Origin of the sequence: Oceanisphaera arctica (assembly GCF_002936955.1) — a bacterium.
GTDB lineage: Bacteria > Pseudomonadota > Gammaproteobacteria > Enterobacterales > Aeromonadaceae > Oceanimonas > Oceanimonas arctica.
Genome location: NZ_MPZM01000016.1, coordinates 54,284 through 70,388, shown reverse-complemented (window position 1 = coordinate 70,388; position 16,105 = coordinate 54,284). Strand labels below are relative to the sequence as shown.

14 protein-coding genes and 1 pseudogene are annotated in these 16,105 nt (G+C 55.7%); 8 read left to right on the top strand and 7 right to left on the bottom strand.

What is annotated here, in order from left to right; translation table 11 throughout:
* Both UN63_RS09345 and UN63_RS09340 read left to right on the top strand, forming a co-directional pair.
* A partial coding sequence (locus tag UN63_RS09345) for a zinc-binding dehydrogenase (protein WP_146084732.1) occupies positions 1-567 on the top strand: 567 nt, incomplete at its 5' end.
* Positions 568-1,085: 518 nt separating this feature from the next.
* The gene (locus tag UN63_RS09340; RefSeq protein ID WP_104486492.1) at positions 1,086-2,084 is read left to right on the top strand and encodes a CobW family GTP-binding protein; all 999 of its coding nucleotides are present in this window, start codon (positions 1,086-1,088) and stop codon (positions 2,082-2,084) included.
* 53 nt (positions 2,085-2,137) lie between these two features.
* Here UN63_RS09340 and UN63_RS09335 read toward each other — a convergent pair whose 3' ends face one another.
* The 3 genes from UN63_RS09335 to prlC form a co-directional block, all read right to left on the bottom strand.
* Entirely contained in the window at positions 2,138-3,013 is an 876-nt protein-coding gene (locus UN63_RS09335) for an MBL fold metallo-hydrolase (RefSeq protein WP_104486491.1), read from the bottom strand.
* A 70-nt stretch (positions 3,014-3,083) separates the two neighbouring features.
* The gene (locus tag UN63_RS09330; protein WP_104486490.1) at positions 3,084-3,842 is read right to left on the bottom strand and encodes a class I SAM-dependent methyltransferase; all 759 of its coding nucleotides are present in this window, start codon (positions 3,840-3,842) and stop codon (positions 3,084-3,086) included.
* 113 nt (positions 3,843-3,955) lie between these two features.
* The gene (prlC, locus tag UN63_RS09325) at positions 3,956-5,998 is read right to left on the bottom strand and encodes an oligopeptidase A (protein ID WP_104486489.1); all 2,043 of its coding nucleotides are present in this window, start codon (positions 5,996-5,998) and stop codon (positions 3,956-3,958) included.
* 218 nt (positions 5,999-6,216) lie between these two features.
* Here prlC and gorA point away from each other — a divergent pair, with 218 nt between their 5' ends.
* The gene (gene gorA / locus UN63_RS09320) at positions 6,217-7,569 is read left to right on the top strand and encodes a glutathione-disulfide reductase (protein ID WP_104486488.1); all 1,353 of its coding nucleotides are present in this window, start codon (positions 6,217-6,219) and stop codon (positions 7,567-7,569) included.
* Positions 7,570-8,039: 470 nt separating this feature from the next.
* On the opposite strand, the gene UN63_RS09315 is transcribed toward gorA, so the two are convergent.
* Complete coding sequence (locus UN63_RS09315) at positions 8,040-8,441, bottom strand: hypothetical protein (protein WP_104486487.1); 402 nt, start codon at positions 8,439-8,441, stop codon at positions 8,040-8,042.
* Between the two features lie 369 nt (positions 8,442-8,810).
* Here UN63_RS09315 and UN63_RS09310 point away from each other — a divergent pair.
* Positions 8,811-9,108: pseudogene (locus UN63_RS09310) on the top strand (ISAs1 family transposase); the annotation flags it as partial.
* 293 nt (positions 9,109-9,401) lie between these two features.
* On the top strand, positions 9,402-9,857 hold the full coding sequence (locus tag UN63_RS09305; protein ID WP_104486486.1) for an aminoacyl-tRNA deacylase: 456 nt from the start codon (positions 9,402-9,404) through the stop codon (positions 9,855-9,857).
* Between the two features lie 191 nt (positions 9,858-10,048).
* Here the strand turns inward: UN63_RS09305 and UN63_RS09300 are convergent, their stop codons facing one another.
* Together UN63_RS09300 and UN63_RS09295 are read right to left on the bottom strand one after the other, a co-directional pair.
* Complete coding sequence (locus UN63_RS09300; RefSeq protein ID WP_104486485.1) at positions 10,049-10,363, bottom strand: DUF6172 family protein; 315 nt, start codon at positions 10,361-10,363, stop codon at positions 10,049-10,051.
* Between the two features lie 359 nt (positions 10,364-10,722).
* Positions 10,723-11,205, bottom strand: a complete 483-nt coding sequence (locus UN63_RS09295) for an FKBP-type peptidyl-prolyl cis-trans isomerase (protein ID WP_104486484.1) — start codon at positions 11,203-11,205, stop codon at positions 10,723-10,725.
* Positions 11,206-11,366: 161 nt separating this feature from the next.
* Here UN63_RS09295 and phaR point away from each other — a divergent pair, with 161 nt between their 5' ends.
* Entirely contained in the window at positions 11,367-11,927 is a 561-nt protein-coding gene (gene phaR / locus UN63_RS09290) for a polyhydroxyalkanoate synthesis repressor PhaR (RefSeq protein WP_104486483.1), read from the top strand.
* A 51-nt stretch (positions 11,928-11,978) separates the two neighbouring features.
* Here phaR and phaP read toward each other — a convergent pair whose 3' ends face one another.
* On the bottom strand, positions 11,979-12,629 hold the full coding sequence (gene phaP / locus UN63_RS09285; protein ID WP_104486482.1) for a TIGR01841 family phasin: 651 nt from the start codon (positions 12,627-12,629) through the stop codon (positions 11,979-11,981).
* A gap of 836 nt (positions 12,630-13,465) precedes the next feature.
* Here phaP and gcl point away from each other — a divergent pair.
* Both gcl and hyi read left to right on the top strand, forming a co-directional pair.
* The gene (gcl, locus tag UN63_RS09280) at positions 13,466-15,241 is read left to right on the top strand and encodes a glyoxylate carboligase (protein WP_104486481.1); all 1,776 of its coding nucleotides are present in this window, start codon (positions 13,466-13,468) and stop codon (positions 15,239-15,241) included.
* 66 nt (positions 15,242-15,307) lie between these two features.
* Positions 15,308-16,090 (top strand): hydroxypyruvate isomerase, encoded by a 783-nt coding sequence (gene hyi, locus UN63_RS09275; protein WP_104486480.1) that lies wholly within the window; start codon positions 15,308-15,310, stop codon positions 16,088-16,090.
* Positions 16,091-16,105 lie beyond the last annotated feature (15 nt).

Below are 16,105 nucleotides of genomic sequence, written 5' to 3'. Positions count from 1 at the left end.
ATGGCGCTGGAGCGCGCCGGTGTCAAACCGGATCAGGGCCCTGTGCTGGTCACCGGCGCCAGCGGCGGCGTGGGCTCGGTGGCGATACGCCTGCTGGCCAAGGCCGGCTTTGAAGTGCATGCCGAAACCAGCCGTATGCAGCATAAAGAGTGGTTGCTGTCCCTAGGGGCCAGCCAGATTATCGACCGCACCGAACTCGACAAGGAGCCGGCGGCGCTTGAATCCCAGCGTTGGGCCGGCGCCATCGATGCCGTAGGTGGCCGCACCCTGGCCCGGATCCTCAGCCAGACCAAGATGAACGGCGCCGTTATCGCCTGTGGCCTGGCCGGTGGCGTGGCTCTCAACACCACCGTTATGCCCTTTATTCTGCGCGGCGTGCAGCTGCAGGGCATTGATTCCGTTTATATCTCCAAAGAAAAACGCATCGAAGCCTGGCAGCGTCTGCAGAAAAGCCTGCCGCTGAACTTTGAAGATCAGGCGCAAGAGTTCACCCTGGAGCAGAGCATCCAAGCCGCCCAGGACCTGCTGGCCGGCAAGCTAAAGGGCCGGATAGTCATTCAGCCTTAATCTAATACAAACCCGCCGACACTCTGTTGCTGTCGGCGGGCTTATCTTCGCCTTATACCCACCGTCTTTATAAGTTGATCTCATTCATTTCCGTGTTCACGTCGGACAAAGGGCCCGCTCCGCCGACTCGCTATGAATACATCCGTGTACGCTATCTGTTTCATCCCTGAAACAGAAGGTCGGCGGAGCAGATCCCTTTGCCCTCCTTGATGCATCGGCGCCGCCTGCAGACAACTCGGTGTTCAAGAAGAGGCAACAGAGAACGGCTCCCACGACCGTGAAATGCCAAGGACGGCATTTCCGAGCCCCAGGGATGGTTTATGGCGTGTCGTGGGAGACGGCTGTGTTGCCTCTGGGAACCGGCTCAAAAGATGACCGGATACTGGCTCTGATTAATAGAAGTGACGGAGCTGGCCCTTTGCCCGCATCTTCACCAATCCATCCACCATTAATACTCCGCCTTTTTCCTTCCCAGAACATGTTATAAGATAACAAAATCATTCTTTGCGGACGAAGCCATGAGCACTCCCGTTACTACCCACCTCGTCATGGGTTTTCTCGGCACCGGCAAAACCACCCTGCTGCGCCACCTGCTGGCCAACAAACCGGAGCAGGAACGCTGGGCCATTCTGGTCAACGAATTCGGCGAGGTCGGCATCGACGGCGCCCTGCTGACGGAGCAGGGCGCCATGATCAAGGAAGTACCGGGTGGCTGCCTGTGCTGCGTGTCCGGCCTGCCCTTTCAGATTGGGCTCAACGCCCTGCTGCACAAGGCCAAACCGGACCGGCTCTTCATCGAGCCCAGCGGCCTGGGCCACCCCAGTCGAATTATGGATACCCTGACCGCCGAGCATTATCAGAACGTGTTGCAACTGGGTGCCGCCTTCTGTGTGGTCGATCCGCGCCAATGGAGCGACCAACGCTACCAGGATCACGAAACCTATCGGGATCAGCTGGCGCTGGCCGACATCATAGTGGCCAACAAGACCGAACTCTGCGAGCCGGCACAGCTCGAGGCCCTGCGCCTGGGTATAGACCAGAATCAGCCACCCCAGCAGCTGGTGGAGGTGACTCAGGGGCAACTGGATATTAGCTGGCTGCAACAGCCGCACCACGCCGAACGCAGGGCCAAAAGCCCCCAAGCCCACGCCAGCAACGCCGCTCGTCCGTTGATTGCCGACTCAGGCCCACGACTCAGTCGCAATCAGCCCTGGCGCCGCTATAGCAACCACGGTCAGGATCATTATTCGATTGGCTGGCGTTTTCTCAACGAGGTGTGTTTCGATTTGCCGGCGATAGAAACCTTCTGTCGCGAGCTGAAAGTAGCCCGGCTCAAAGCGGTGTTGCGGGTGGAAGACGGCTGGCGAGCCTTCAACAAGGTGGATGACCAGCTCAGCGTCTACCGCATCGCCCCTCAGAAAGAAGGCCGGCTGGAATTGATCGATCCCGAGCCACTGATGGCTCAGCCATTGCATAAAAAACTGATGCAGACGGTGAGCTCACTGCCGTCATCATAAAAGGGCGACACGCAAAATATAAACATCGCCGTCGTGCGTTACAGCTGAGAGTGTTACAGCCGATCGATGGGGATTTTCAGGAACACCTTGCCCTGCTCGTCTGCCGGCGGCATCTGCCCGGCGCGAATGTTGACCTGAATGGCCGGCAGGATCAGCCGGGGCATGCCCAGGGTGGCGTCCCGCTCTTGCCGCATCCGGACAAAGCTTGCCTCATCGATGCCGTCACGCACATGAATGTTGTGCTGGCGCTGCTCGGCCACCGTGGTGCCATGGCGATGGTCCCGGCCGGGCTTGGGGTAATCGTGACAGACATGAATGTCGGTGCTCTCCGGCAGCGCCAGCAGGCGCTGAATAGACTGATACAGCCGGCTCGCGCTGCCACCGGGAAAATCGCAACGGGCTGTGCCCACGTCGGGCATAAAGAGGGTATCGCCCACAAAAGCCGCCTGCTCGTTGATGACGTAGGTCAGATCCGCCGGGGTATGGCCGGGGGTGTGCATCACCCGGATATTAAGCTCGCCGACCTCTAGGGTGTCGCCGTCGGCAAACAGACGGTCGAACTGGCTGCCATCGGGCAAAAAGGTCGCTTCCAGCTCGAATACGTCACGGAAAATGGCCTGTACTTCGGTGATCTGCTCGCCGATGCCAATCTTCGCGCCCAGCAGCTCCCGCAGAAAGGGCGCCGCCGACAGATGATCCGCGTGGGCGTGGGTTTCCAGAACCCAGGGTACGGTCAGTCTCTGCTCACGCACAAAGTCCAGCAGCTTCTGTGCCGAGTCGGTACGGGTGCGTCCGGCGGCATAATCGAAGCCCAGCACCGGATCGATCACCACCGCCTGTCCACCCGGCCGGTCGTACACCACATAGCTGAAGGTTTCGCTGTCCGGCTCCAGAAACGCCTTCACCAAAGGTGCCTTGTGTCCCGTCATTGCATCCTCCTCTCGCATCAGATTATTAAATTAGCGTAACCTAAACAAAAGAAATGCGCACGGATCCGGTTTACAGCGCCTGCTTAATATAGAGATCGAAGCGGTTGTTCTTGGTCTCGATCTGGGCGGAAGGTTTCACCTCGTTGAGAAAGCCTGCGTAGCCGGGTCGCTTCACCACTACCCGCGCCCGGGCCAGTTGCAGCGCCAGTGGGAGCAAGACGTCGGCGTCCAGGTCCGGGCCCACCAGCGAATGGAACACCCGCATCTCTTTCTTGACCAGCGCCGTCTTCTTCTTGTGGGGAAACATGGGGTCCAGATACACCACGTCCGGCTGCCGCTCTATGCCTGCCAGAGTCTGGCCGAAGGGCAGCAACCGTAGCCGCTCACCGACCCAGTCGCCGATATCCGGGTCCTGCGCCGCCCGGCGCAGGCCGTCGGCCAGCAAGGCATGCACCACAGGATGGCGCTCGCACAGGGTCACCTCGCAACCCAGCGAGGCCAGCACGAAGGCATCTCGCCCCAGGCCGGCGGTGCCGTCCACCACGCTCGGCGTGTGGCCGTGCTTGAGGCCCACGGCCTTGGCAATGGATTGGCCACGACCGCCACCGAACTTGCGCCGGTGCGCCACCGCCCCTTCCGCCAGATCCACATAAACGGCGCCCAGTTTGGGCTCGTCCAGCTTGCGCAGCTCCAGCCGCCCCTCGGTCAGCACCAGGGCGAAGGGCGCTTCTGCACTCACCCCCTGCATGGCCAGCGTCAGTCGCTCGGCTTCATGCTGCAGCGCTGGATCTTCCAGCTCAATACGCAGCGGGAACACATTATCACTCATCGGGAATTACCATTAAAAACGGCTGGCACCAAGGCCAGCCGTCTGGAAAAATATAAATCATTGTCGTCAAGTATACGACAAGGGACGGGCCGGCGTTCGGCCCGTCCTCATCGTCAGGCAATAATACCCGAATGCCGCAACAGGGCGTCGATTTTCGGCTCGCGGCCCCGGAACTGCTTGAACAGCTCCATCGGCTCCTTGGACCCGCCCTGCTCCAGAATCGCATGCAGGAAGTCGCGTCCGGTCTTGGCCGAGAAGACCCCTTCTTCCTCGAAGCGGGAGAAGGCATCGCTCGACAGCACTTCAGCCCACTTATAGCTGTAATAACCCGCCGCATAGCCGCCGGCAAAGATATGGCCGAAGCTGTGCTGAAAGCGGTTGAACGCCGGTGGCGGCAGTACCGATACGGTCTCGCGCACCTGGTTCAGAATGGCCTGAACCCGGCCCGGCGTGGCGCCGTCGGCCGCCATGTGCAGACGGAAGTCGAACAGGGCGAACTCCAGCTGACGCAGCATCATCAGCGCCGAATGGAAGTTGCGCGCCGCCAGCATCCGCTCCAGCAAGTCTGCCGGCAGCGGTTCGCCGGTTTCATGGTGGCCGGAAATAAATGCCAGCGCCTCGGGCTGCCAGCACCAGTTTTCCAGGAACTGGCTGGGCAGTTCTACCGCATCCCAGGCCACGCCGTTGATGCCGGCCACCCCGGCCACGTCCACCTTGGTCAGCATGTGATGAATGCCGTGACCAAACTCGTGGAACAGGGTCTCGACTTCGTTGTGGGTAAAGAGCGCCGGGGTATCGCCCACCGGGCCGTTGAAGTTGCAGGTAAGGTAGGCCACCGGCTTTTGCAGGCTGCCGTCTTCCCGATAGCGACGACCGATGCAGTCGTCCATCCAGGCGCCACCACGCTTGTTGGCGCGGGCGTACAGGTCCAGATAGAAGCTGCCGCGCAGTTCGCCGTCTTCACCGCAAATGTCGAAGAAGCGCACGTCCGGATGCCACACTTCTACCCCGAAACGCTCGGTGACCTTGACGCCGAACAGCCGCTTCACGGTCTCGAACAGGCCGTGTATGACCTTGTGCTCGGGGAAGTAGGGCCGCAGCTCTTCGTCGGAAATGGTGTATTTATGCTGCTTGAGCTTTTCGCCGTAATAGGTGACGTCCCAGGCGTTGAGCTGCTCTACGTCATGATTCTCGAGGGCAAATTCCGCCAGCTCGGCCAGGTCGGCCAGGCCCTGGGGATGAGATCTCTCGGCCAGTTGGTCGAGGAAGTCCAGCACCTGCTGTTCGTTCTCGGCCATCTTGGTGGTCAGAGACAGCTGGGCATAGTTTTCATAGCCCAGCAGGGTGGCCAGCTCCTGCTTAAGCTCCAGGGTTTCTTCGATGATGGCGGTGTTGTCGAACTCGCCGGCATTGGGGCCCTGATCCGACGCCCGGGTGCAGTAGGCGCGATACAGCTCTTCACGCAGGGTCGCATCGTCTGCGTACATCATCACCGGCAGATAAGAGGGAATGTCCAGGGTGAAGAGCCAGCCGTCCAGCTCGCGGGCCTCGGCCTGAGCCTTTGCCGCCGCCAGCGCCGACTCGGGCAAGCCGGCCAGCTGTTTTTTGTCGGTAATCAGTTTGGTCCATGCCTGGGTAGCATCCAGCACCCGATTGGAGAAGCTGGACGCCAGATCCGACAGACGGGACTTGATGACGCCGAAGCGCTGCTTTTGCGATGCTTCCAGCGCGATACCAGACAGGCGGAAGTCACGCAGTGTGTTGTCCACTTCCTTTTGCTGGGCCAGGCTCAGCTTCTTGAAGCTGTCCCGCTCCGCCAGGCTCTGATAGGCCTCGAACAGACCTTCGTGCTGGCCCATCCAGGTGTGATATTCAGACAGCAGCGGCAGGCAGGACTCATAGGCCTGACGCAGCTCGTCGCTGTTCAGCACGCTGTTGAGGTGGCTGATCGGTGACCAGATGCGCCCGAGGTGATCGTTCACCTCTTCCAGTGGCGCTATCAGGCTGTCCCAGGTGAAGTCTTCATCGCGGGACAGCACGGTTTCGACCCGCTTCTTGCAGTCGGCAATGGCGTGCTCTATCGCCGGCTTTACCTGTTCCGGTTTGATCTGGCTGAAGGGCGGCAGGCCGTCCATGGTCAGTAGCGGGTTCGTCATGTCCTGTACCTCTTAATCGTTTTGGCCGTCGACTTGCCCACAGGCAATCGAGGGAATACCCCTAACATGGTGATAGTGGCGACAATGTTCAAGCTTTTCATGCATTCAGCGCCCGATTGGCCATCGAACCGGCTATTTACTGACCGCCTTCTACGATGAAACTTGGTGTACAATCGGCCGAGAGCATTAATCGACCCACTAATCCAGGGAGCAGACATATGGCACAGCATTTCGACTATATCGCCATCGGTGGCGGCAGCGGCGGCATCGCCTCCGCCAACCGCGCCGCCATGCACGGTAAAAAAGTAGCCTTGATTGAGGCCAAAGATCTGGGCGGCACCTGCGTCAACGTGGGCTGCGTGCCCAAAAAAGTGATGTGGCACGGCGCTCAGATTGCCGATGCGGTCAAGCTTTATGCGGCCGATTACGGCTTCGACGTCGAACTCAAGGGCCACAACTGGGCCAGGCTGGTCGAGAGCCGCCAAGCCTATATCGGTCGCATTCACCAGTCTTACGACCGGGTGCTGGGCAAGAATAACATCACCGTGATCAAAGGCTTCGGCCGCTTCAAGGACGCCAACACCCTTGAGGTGAACGGCGAAGAAGTGACCGCCGACCATATTTTGATCGCCACCGGTGGCGAGCCCATCATCCCTCAGATCCCCGGTGCCGAGCACGGCATCGACTCCAACGGCTTCTTCGAGCTGAACGAGCAGCCCAAGCGCGTTGCCGTGGTCGGTGCCGGCTACATAGCCGTCGAGCTGGCCGGCGTAATGAACGCCCTGGGCTCAGAGACCCATCTGCTGGTGCGCAAGCATGCACCGCTGCGCAGCTTCGACCCGCTGATCACCGACACGTTAGTAGAGGTCATGGCCACCGAAGGGCCTCAGCTGCATACGCACTCCATCCCCAAGAGCGTGGAAAAGCAGGCTGACGGCAGCCTGCTACTGAATCTGGAGAACGACGAACAGCTCGAGGTGGACTGCCTGATCTGGGCCATCGGCCGTCGTCCGCTGACTCAGAGCCTGAACCTGGACGCGGCTGGCGTAGAAGTGAATGAGCGCGGCTACATCAAGGTAGATGAATTCCAGAATACCAGCGCCAAGGGCGTGTACGCGGTGGGTGACAACATCGGTTACGTAGAACTGACCCCGGTGGCGGTCAAGGCCGGTCGTCAGCTGTCCGAACGGCTGTTCAACAACAAGCCCGACGCCAAAATGGACTATGATCTGATACCCACCGTGGTGTTCAGCCATCCGCCCATCGGTACCTTAGGGCTAACCGAGCCCGAAGCGCGCGAGAAGCACGGCGACGATCAGGTGAAGGTATACACCTCGTCCTTCACCGCCATGTACACCGCGGTCACCAGCCACCGCCAGCCCTGCAAGATGAAGCTGGTATGTGTGGGTGACGACGAGAAGGTTGTGGGCATTCACGGCATCGGCTTCGGCATGGACGAAATTCTGCAAGGCTTTGCGGTCGCCGTGAAAATGGGCGCCACCAAGGCCGACTTCGATTCCTGCGTGGCGATACACCCGACCGGCGCCGAAGAGTTCGTTACCATGAGATAAGCATTTGATATATAAAGTAAAAGGCCGGGCGGTTGCTCGGCCTTTTTGTTTGGCTCAAACCATTAAACCATTAAACCAATGTCCGCTTTCGGTACTCGATAAAGGTCGGACAAAGGGCCCGCTCCGCCGACTCGCCGTAAACCCATCCCTGGGGGCTCCGCCGCGCCCTCCCTGGCGCGGAGGGTCGGCGGAGCAGATCCCTTTGCCCTCCTTGATGCCCGACGCCGCCTGTTGGTGTCGTCTACGGACAACTGGCCACACCACAGGGGGGCAGGCCTTTCTTTTCCCCTGCCTCCCGGCTCAAGTGTTTTGCTACAGAAGGCAAGAAGCAAGACCAGCGGCCAAATAACCCTTGCCACAACGAACGAATGGGATGATTACACATTCGAAATCAGAGAATGGCTACAGGATAAAGTCGCACCACTACTCGAGAATTAAAGCGACGCTGCATAACAAACAAAATCAGGGTGTTACTCTGTAGGAATTGGGAAAAGTAGGAAGTCAAATTCTTTCTCATTGACTCTTGGTTCATGAATAACATAACCGCCTTCGGCAATATTCATCTTTGTGAGATCAGCCGCACCAAACTCAATATAATCGCTCTTCTTGCTCATATGAGGCCTACGAACTTTGAGTTGACCATTTTCGTTAACCTTAATTGCGACAGCCCCATTTTCACTATCAAAAAATAGATCTGCTCTCATATCTGCTACGTAATCTAGGCCTAATTTTTTCATTATTTCAATGCCAGAACACCCTATCCTCAATTTTGCTTGTGTCACCTCACCTTTCTCATTTTTGTAAGCACGAAAGCTAGCATGAGCTCCTAGAGGAGACTTGCGAGCGGAAGCGACAAATTTAACAAAAGCCATAAAACACACCTTAATACAAAATTTTCAGGATTGTTGATCAAAGAAATAACAATATCAACAAGTATTTTGCGCACAACTTTAATTTACAAGATTTTTAATTTCAATAAAAATACAAGAGTGGATAGGAGAACAAGGATAATGAGGAGAGTGAGGAGAGTGAGGAGAGTGAGGAGAACTAGGAGAGCGAGGATAAAAAGAATCACAGGGTTAGGACTTTTGCCAGGGGCAACGCATGATCAGTTTTCGTTCAGCTTGATCAAGCTTCGATCGGTCAAAAAGTAAGATGAACGGTTGGCCTTGCCTCCTTCGCCACAAGAGAGTAAATAGTGGCGATCTTGACCAACCTGGCTTTGTTATGGCCCAAAACCCTTGCTCGATTATCTCGAAACGCTCCCAGACCCACATCTGCCGGCGAAGTGCTCGCATGTCTTATCTGAAGTCGTTTTCATGGCGACCTGTGCCATAATGTGCGGATTCGACACTTAGAGTGAGATCACCTTAATTTGCCAAAGAGCGAGAGCAATGGTTCCGGCGGTGGCTGACATTGCCTGGTGGCATTCCTTCACATGACACCTTTAACCGCATCTTTGCCATCCTGCCACCAGAGAGCCTGAAATCCATTTTTCAGGACTGGATTGGCGACATTCTGGACAACAAAGTCAGGGGGGCAGGTCTTGCCTCTTGCCCTTTTTATTCGCGCTTCCACCGACGACTCCGCGCTGATCAGAGAGGCGGCTGGGATAACCTCAGCCGACCATCACATGCCATGGATGGCATGTGTGAGCCCACATGGATGTGTTCACGGCGTGTCGGAGGAGGTTGCCCAGTTGCCTCTCGGGGCGCTAACCGTTTGTAGACTTGAGTCATGTGCAGAGGCCAGTCCCGCACGCCGTCAGCGTCCCCCCGTGACCTATACTTCAATCGTCAAGCGATGTTCCGTATCTGTCAGGAGGATTTGTTATGCCGGCCCAACGATTACAGCAATATCTGGACCAACAAGGGGTCAAGTATCGGGTGATTACCCACTCGCCGGCGTTTACCGCTCAGGATGTGGCCGAGGTCGCCCATGTACCGGGCTGGGTGATGGCCAAGGTGGTGATCATGACACTGGATGGCCAGATGACCATGATAGTGGTACCCGCCCCCAAGAAGATCCATACCGACACCCTGGCCCAGGCCCTGTCGGCGAAGGAAGTGACCTTTCTGCATGAAAACGACTTCCGCGAGAAATTTCCCGACTGCCAGGTCGGTGCCCTGCCCCCCTTTGGCAACCTGTATGAAATGCCGGTGTACATCGACACCGAACTCGCACACCAGGAAGAAATCGTCTTCAGTGCCGGCAGCTACCGTGAACTGTTCAGCCTGCCCATGAAAGACTACCTGAGACTGGTTCAGCCCAAACAGTTTGCCGGCTAGTCCAGGCGTGTGCCGCATGCCGCACCCAACAAAAAGGCCGAGCATCTGCTCGGCCTTTTTGTTCGCGCTCCTCACCAGCGACTCCGCACTGATGAGAGAGGCGGCGCTCACGCCGACCACTTCCAGGTCGGGTGCAGCGGGGCTACCCGCTTACGTTGAACGCTGATCTGCTGCGGAAAGAATTTTGATTCTTACGCTTCGTCATCCGCTTCTGTAACACTCGGGCGCGGCCCGTGGTTACAAGCTCTGGCAAGAATCTCTACATAGAACTCGGGTAGTTCCTGCGCCACGGCTGCATCGATATGTTTATTGATTTCAGACGTATAGACCTCTTCTGCCGCATCTTCTGACGCACCAAAGCGACAATCGAACGTCCAGTAGTCCATACCTTCGGGCAGCGTCTTGTTACGCTCTCTTTTAAGGTACTTCTTAATGTCATACTTGATTGAGTCCACCAGGCGAGCAGGTTGCAGCTTAGGGTGAGTTAAAGCGATTGTCTTTTTCATGTGGGGTTCCTACAGGGGTGCACTCAACAGCAAAAGCTGCATGATCATTGAAAACGCATTCTACATGGATGGGTAGAAGATAACTGCCAATTTCAGCGGTTTTCTGACCCGGATCTTGTGTGGGGGTGATCACGAACTGGGGTGGCATTCACGGTCGCGGCACGGGCGAACCTGCCTCGCCGTGACGAACAGTTTTAGCCTGACCAAACATCCAGTGAATGTTTGCAGCAGGCTAAAACTGTGAGTGTCATCATTTTTAGCGGGACGGCGAAAGCCACCCCGCTGCCTCTATACACACACCCAGCCAAAAACCGTGTTCAGCTCAGGTTTTAATCTTTTCTTACAGCTTACCGCTGTAATTAATGGTGGTGACCACCTTCGCCGTGGGCATGACCGTGGGCCAGTTCTTCTTCGGTGGCGGCACGTACGCTGACGACTTCCAGATCGAAATTCAGCGTCAAACCGGCCAGTGGATGGTTCATATCTACATCGGCCATGAACTTGCCTACCTTGGCTACCGTAACCTGACGCTCACCTTGCTCGGTATGCACTGTGGCCATCATGCCCGCTTTCCACTTCTTGGCACCTTGCAGATGCTTGACCGGTACGCGCTGGATCATGTCGTCTTTGCGCTCGCCATAACCTTCTTCCGGGGTCAGGGTGACACTGAAGCTTTCGCCTTCTTCTTTACCGGTCAGCGCTTTTTCCAGGCCTTCCATCATGCCGTTATGGCCATGCAAATAGGCCAGCGGCGTGTTGTCTACGTTGGTGTCCAGCACCATGCCGTCTTCGTTTTTAAGGGTGTAGTTGAACTGTACTACGGTGTTGTCAGCAACTTGCATCTGTCGTCCTGCCTGTATCGGGAAAATAATCGGCACAAATAATAACAGATGGTGATGCTCGATTCAGCGCCATCGTCCGCCGTCAGCGGCCCCCAAATTGAGCGCTGCTGGCTATTGGGATACACTGCCAGTCAACCTAGCCCGCCGAGAATCAGTGTCGCATGTCAAAATCACAGGACAGTATCCGCATCATCAAGAAGTACCCCAACCGCCGCCTGTACGACAGCCACACCAGCAGCCATGTCACTCTGGTCGATATTCGTCGGCTGGTGCAGGAAGAAGAACCCTTTCAGGTGGTGGACGCCAAAAGCGGCGACGACATTACCCGCAGCATTCTGCTGCAGATCATTCAGGAAGCGGAAAGCGACGGCGACCCGATATTTTCCAGCGACATGCTGAAGAACATCATCCGTTTCTACGGGCCCTTTCAGGGGGTGCTGGGCAGCTATCTGGAAGAAAGCATTCAGTCGGTGATCGATATTCAGACCCAGACCGGTAGCCAGTCGTCACAGGCCTGGACCCAGTTCATGCACGGTCAGGTACCTGTGATGCAGGATATGATGCGGCAGTATGTAGAGCAGTCCCGCAGCCTTTACCTCAACACCCAGAACATGTTCGGTCTGTTCGGCGGCTTCAACCAGCCCGATAACAAGAGCGACAACAAGGGCGGTAGTGCCGAGAGCTCTGAAAATAAAGACGAAAAAAAAGACGATAAGGAATAATTCTTATCGTCTTGAACGAGATAACCGCTGTTATTTATCGTTATCGTTTAATTAATTGCTTTTGGCTGAGCTACGCGCGTTTTTCGCATTGTTGTTGGCATTGCTTGCGTGCTGTGCGGCGGCATTGGTCGCGGCGCTAATGCCTTTCTCGGCAGTTTCTGCTACCTGTCTGGCGGCCTTTTCAGACTGCTCGGCTGCCTGCTTGACCGCCTTGTCGGTGATCTCGGCGGCTTCTTTGGCCGCTTTTTGCGCCTGCTCATAGGCTTCGTTGGCGTTGTTTACCGCAGTCTTCAGCGCGGTAACAGCAGATTCGGTACCGGCGGGGGCATTGCCGGCCAGCTGCTCAATCACTTCATTCAACTGCTGGCTGCCGGCGGCAATTTGCTGCTCGGTAAACTGGCCAACCTGCTGCTGGCTATCGGTCAGCAGGGCCAGCACTTCACGGTTGAAAGCCAGGTGACGGTCCAGAATGGCGGTGGGGCTGAAGAAGGCGCTTTGCAGCTCACACAGATCCTTGATGTCACGCACAGCCAGCAGCTTGCCGGCATAGTCAAACTGGGCGGCACCCAGTTCGGCCACTGAATCCTGCTGCAGCTTACCCAGCTTGGTGGCACTGGCAACCAGATTATTGGTCAGACCCTGTACCAGGTTCAGGTTGGTTTGCTGGATGTTTTGCAGTTTTTCAAAATCGAACAATGACATTTTTTATCTCCTGAAGAATGGGGTGGCTCTAGGCCCGGTACGCCAGCAAGAAAAACATCATCACTCCACTTTCTTGGCCTCGGCGCACACCACCAATATTGCACCGCACAAAAACGTTTTACAAGATCTTTTTTTGTGCAGCGCACAACTCACGCAAGTACCCTGTCAAATCCACCGCCGACTCCATTACCTACACCCGAGTATTACAGTAACGGATGACCGCCGCATGACAGGGGTTTCAACAGGCTGGGTCACCCGGACTAACCCATCCATTCGATTAAGTTGCAGCATGGCTGCCAGCTGGCACTGATTGCCGGCTTTTGGCGCGTGCAAGCCGCCAAAAGCGGACTAGACTAAAAAAGCTCGGATCACGATTACTTGTGGCATTGCACAAGATTGGTATGACCCTGTTTATATAAAATAATGAGTTAATTGTTCACACAGTTGTAATCAAAACTGTACCAAATGTTTATTTGGTAATAGTATTGTTACCACCCGTGCGCCGGTGGCACCTTCACTCCCGGCTTCTGTGCTCATTAGGCCACAAATGGAACACGGGCTCCATTGTGTCCCACGCCAGTAGCGCAGCAATAAACTCCTTTAAAAACAAAAAATAACTACCGAGTAACCAGGGGCGATAACAGGAAAATCCGTTTCAACAATTTCCGCATTGTAAAAATGATTTCCAAAAACATGTTGATCGTCACAGTTTTTTTTGTATCATCAAGCTAAGCGTTACGTGGTTGTTAACCGCCTCACCAAGCGGAACTGCGTACCGAATATCATGGACAACCAACAACGGTGCCGAGAGCACCTCAGATGAATGGATACCGATTATGGCTAAAATGAAAGCAATCGAGGCAGTCGCCAAAATCCTTGAGCTGGAAGGTGTAACTAAAGCCTTTGGCGTTCCCGGCGCCGCTATCAACCCTTTCTACGCAGCACTGCGTGGCCTGGGTACTATCGAACACGTGCTGGCTCGCCACGTTGAAGGCGCGTCACACATGGCCGAAGGCTACACCCGTGCAAACCCAGGCAACATCGGCCTGTGTATTGGTACTTCTGGCCCTGCCGGTACCGATATGATCACCGGTTTGTACTCAGCCATGGCTGACTCGATTCCAATTTTGTGCATCACAGGCCAGGCGCCGCGTGCTCGCATGCACAAAGAAGACTTCCAGGCTGTAGACATCGAAGCTATCGCCAAGCCAGTAACCAAGTGGGCTATCTGTGTAATGGAGCCGGCTCAGCTGATCGGTACTTTCCAGCAGGCTTTCCACATCATGCGTTCTGGCCGTCCTGGTCCTGTACTGATCGACATGCCGTTCGACGTACAGATGGCTGAGATTGAATTTGACGCCGAAGCTTACCAGCCAATGACTGCGTACAAGCCAGCTGCTAATCGCATTCAAATCGAAAAAGCGCTGACCATGCTGAACGAGTCAGACAAGCCGCTGTTGGTATCTGGTGGTGGTGTTATCAACGCCAACGCAGACAAGCAACTGACCGAGTTTGCCGAACTGGTAAACGTACCCGTTATTCCTACGCTGATGGGCTGGGGTACTATCCCTGACGACCACGCGCTGATGGCGGGTATGTGTGGTCTGCAGACTTCACACCGTTACGGTAACGCCAACATGCTGGCATCTGACTTCGTGTTGGGTCTGGGTAACCGTTTCGCTAACCGTCACACCGGTTCTGTTGATGTTTACACCAAGGGCCGTAAGTTCGTCCACGTAGACATCGAACCTACTCAGATTGGTCGCGTATTCTGCCCGGACCTGGGTATCGTATCTGACGCCGGCGCCGCTCTGGATCTGTTCCTGGAAGTTGCCAAGGAATGGAAAGCCGCAGGCAAGCTGAAAGACCGCTCTGCTTGGGTTGCCGAGTGTCAAGAACGCAAGCGCACCATGCAGCGCAAGACCAACTTCGACAACGTGCCTGTTAAACCACAGCGCGTTTACCAGGAAATGAACAAGGTCTTTGGCCGCGATACTACTTATGTATCTACCATTGGTTTGTCACAAATTGCTGCTGCCCAGTTCCTGCACGTGTATAGCGCACGTAACTGGATCAACTGTGGTCAGGCTGGCCCTCTGGGTTGGACTATTCCTGCTGCTCTGGGTGTGGTTGCTGCAGACAAGTCTCGCAACGTTGTTGCTATTTCTGGCGACTACGACTTCCAGTTCATGATTGAAGAATTGGCCGTTGGCGCACAGTTTAAACTGCCGTACATCCACGTACTGGTAAACAACTCTTATCTGGGTCTGATCCGTCAGGCACAGCGTGGCTTCGACATGGACTTCTGTGTTCAGTTGTCGTTCGAAAACATCAACTCTCCCGAGCTGGGCGAGTACGGCGTTGACCACGTGAAAGTTGTTGAAGGCCTGGGTTGTAAAGCCATCCGCGTTTACAAGCCGGAAGAAATCGCTCCTGCACTGGAACAAGCCAAGAAACTGATGGCTGAATTCTCTGTACCAGTAGTAGTTGAAGTGATTCTCGAGCGTGTAACCAACGTCTCTATGGGCGTTGAAATTGACGCAGTTAACGAGTTTGAAGAACTGGCAGAGAAAGGCGTTGACGCCCCTACTGCTATTTCAATGCTCGATTAATTAATACGCTAAAGCCCAGCCACCAGGCTGGGCTTGTTTGTGCCCCAATTAATGAAGGACATTGTTATGCCTAAATTAGCTGCCAACTTGTCGATGCTGTTTACCGAAGTGGCCTTTATGGACCGCTTTGCAGCCGCCGCCAAGGCTGGCTTTAAGGGTGTAGAATATCTGTTCCCTTATGCTGAAACTGCACAAGACATTAAAGCCAAACTGGATGCCAATGGCCTTACTCAGGTGCTGTTTAACCTGCCAGCCGGTAACTGGGACGGCGGCGAGCGCGGCATTGCTTGCCATCCTGACCGTGTTGAAGAGTTTCAAGCCGGTGTTGATAAGGCTATCGAATACGCCCAGGTTCTGGGTAACAACCAGGTGAACTGTCTGGCCGGTATTCAGCCTGCCGGCGTGTCTTATGACGAAGCCGAAGCGACCTTTGTGGCCAACCTGAAGTTTGCCGCCGAAAAGCTGGAAGCAGCCGGTATCAAGCTGATTGCCGAAGCGATCAACACCCGTGATATTCCGGGCTTCTTCCTGAACAACACCCGGCAGGCGCTGGATATCATCGAGAAAGTCGGTTCAGACAACCTGGCCTTCCAGTACGATATCTACCACATGCAGATCATGGAAGGGGACATCATCCCGACCATCGAGAAGAACCTCGGCATCATCAATCACATTCAGCTGGCCGATAACCCGGGTCGTCACGAGCCGGGCACTGGCGAACTGAACTACCACAACATCTTCGCGTTCCTGGACAAGATCGGGTACCAGGGTTGGGTAGGCGCCGAATACAAGCCGGCCACCACCACCGAAGAAGGTCTGGGCTGGTTGAAGACGCACGGCGTAGTATGAGTCTCTAACATCTGA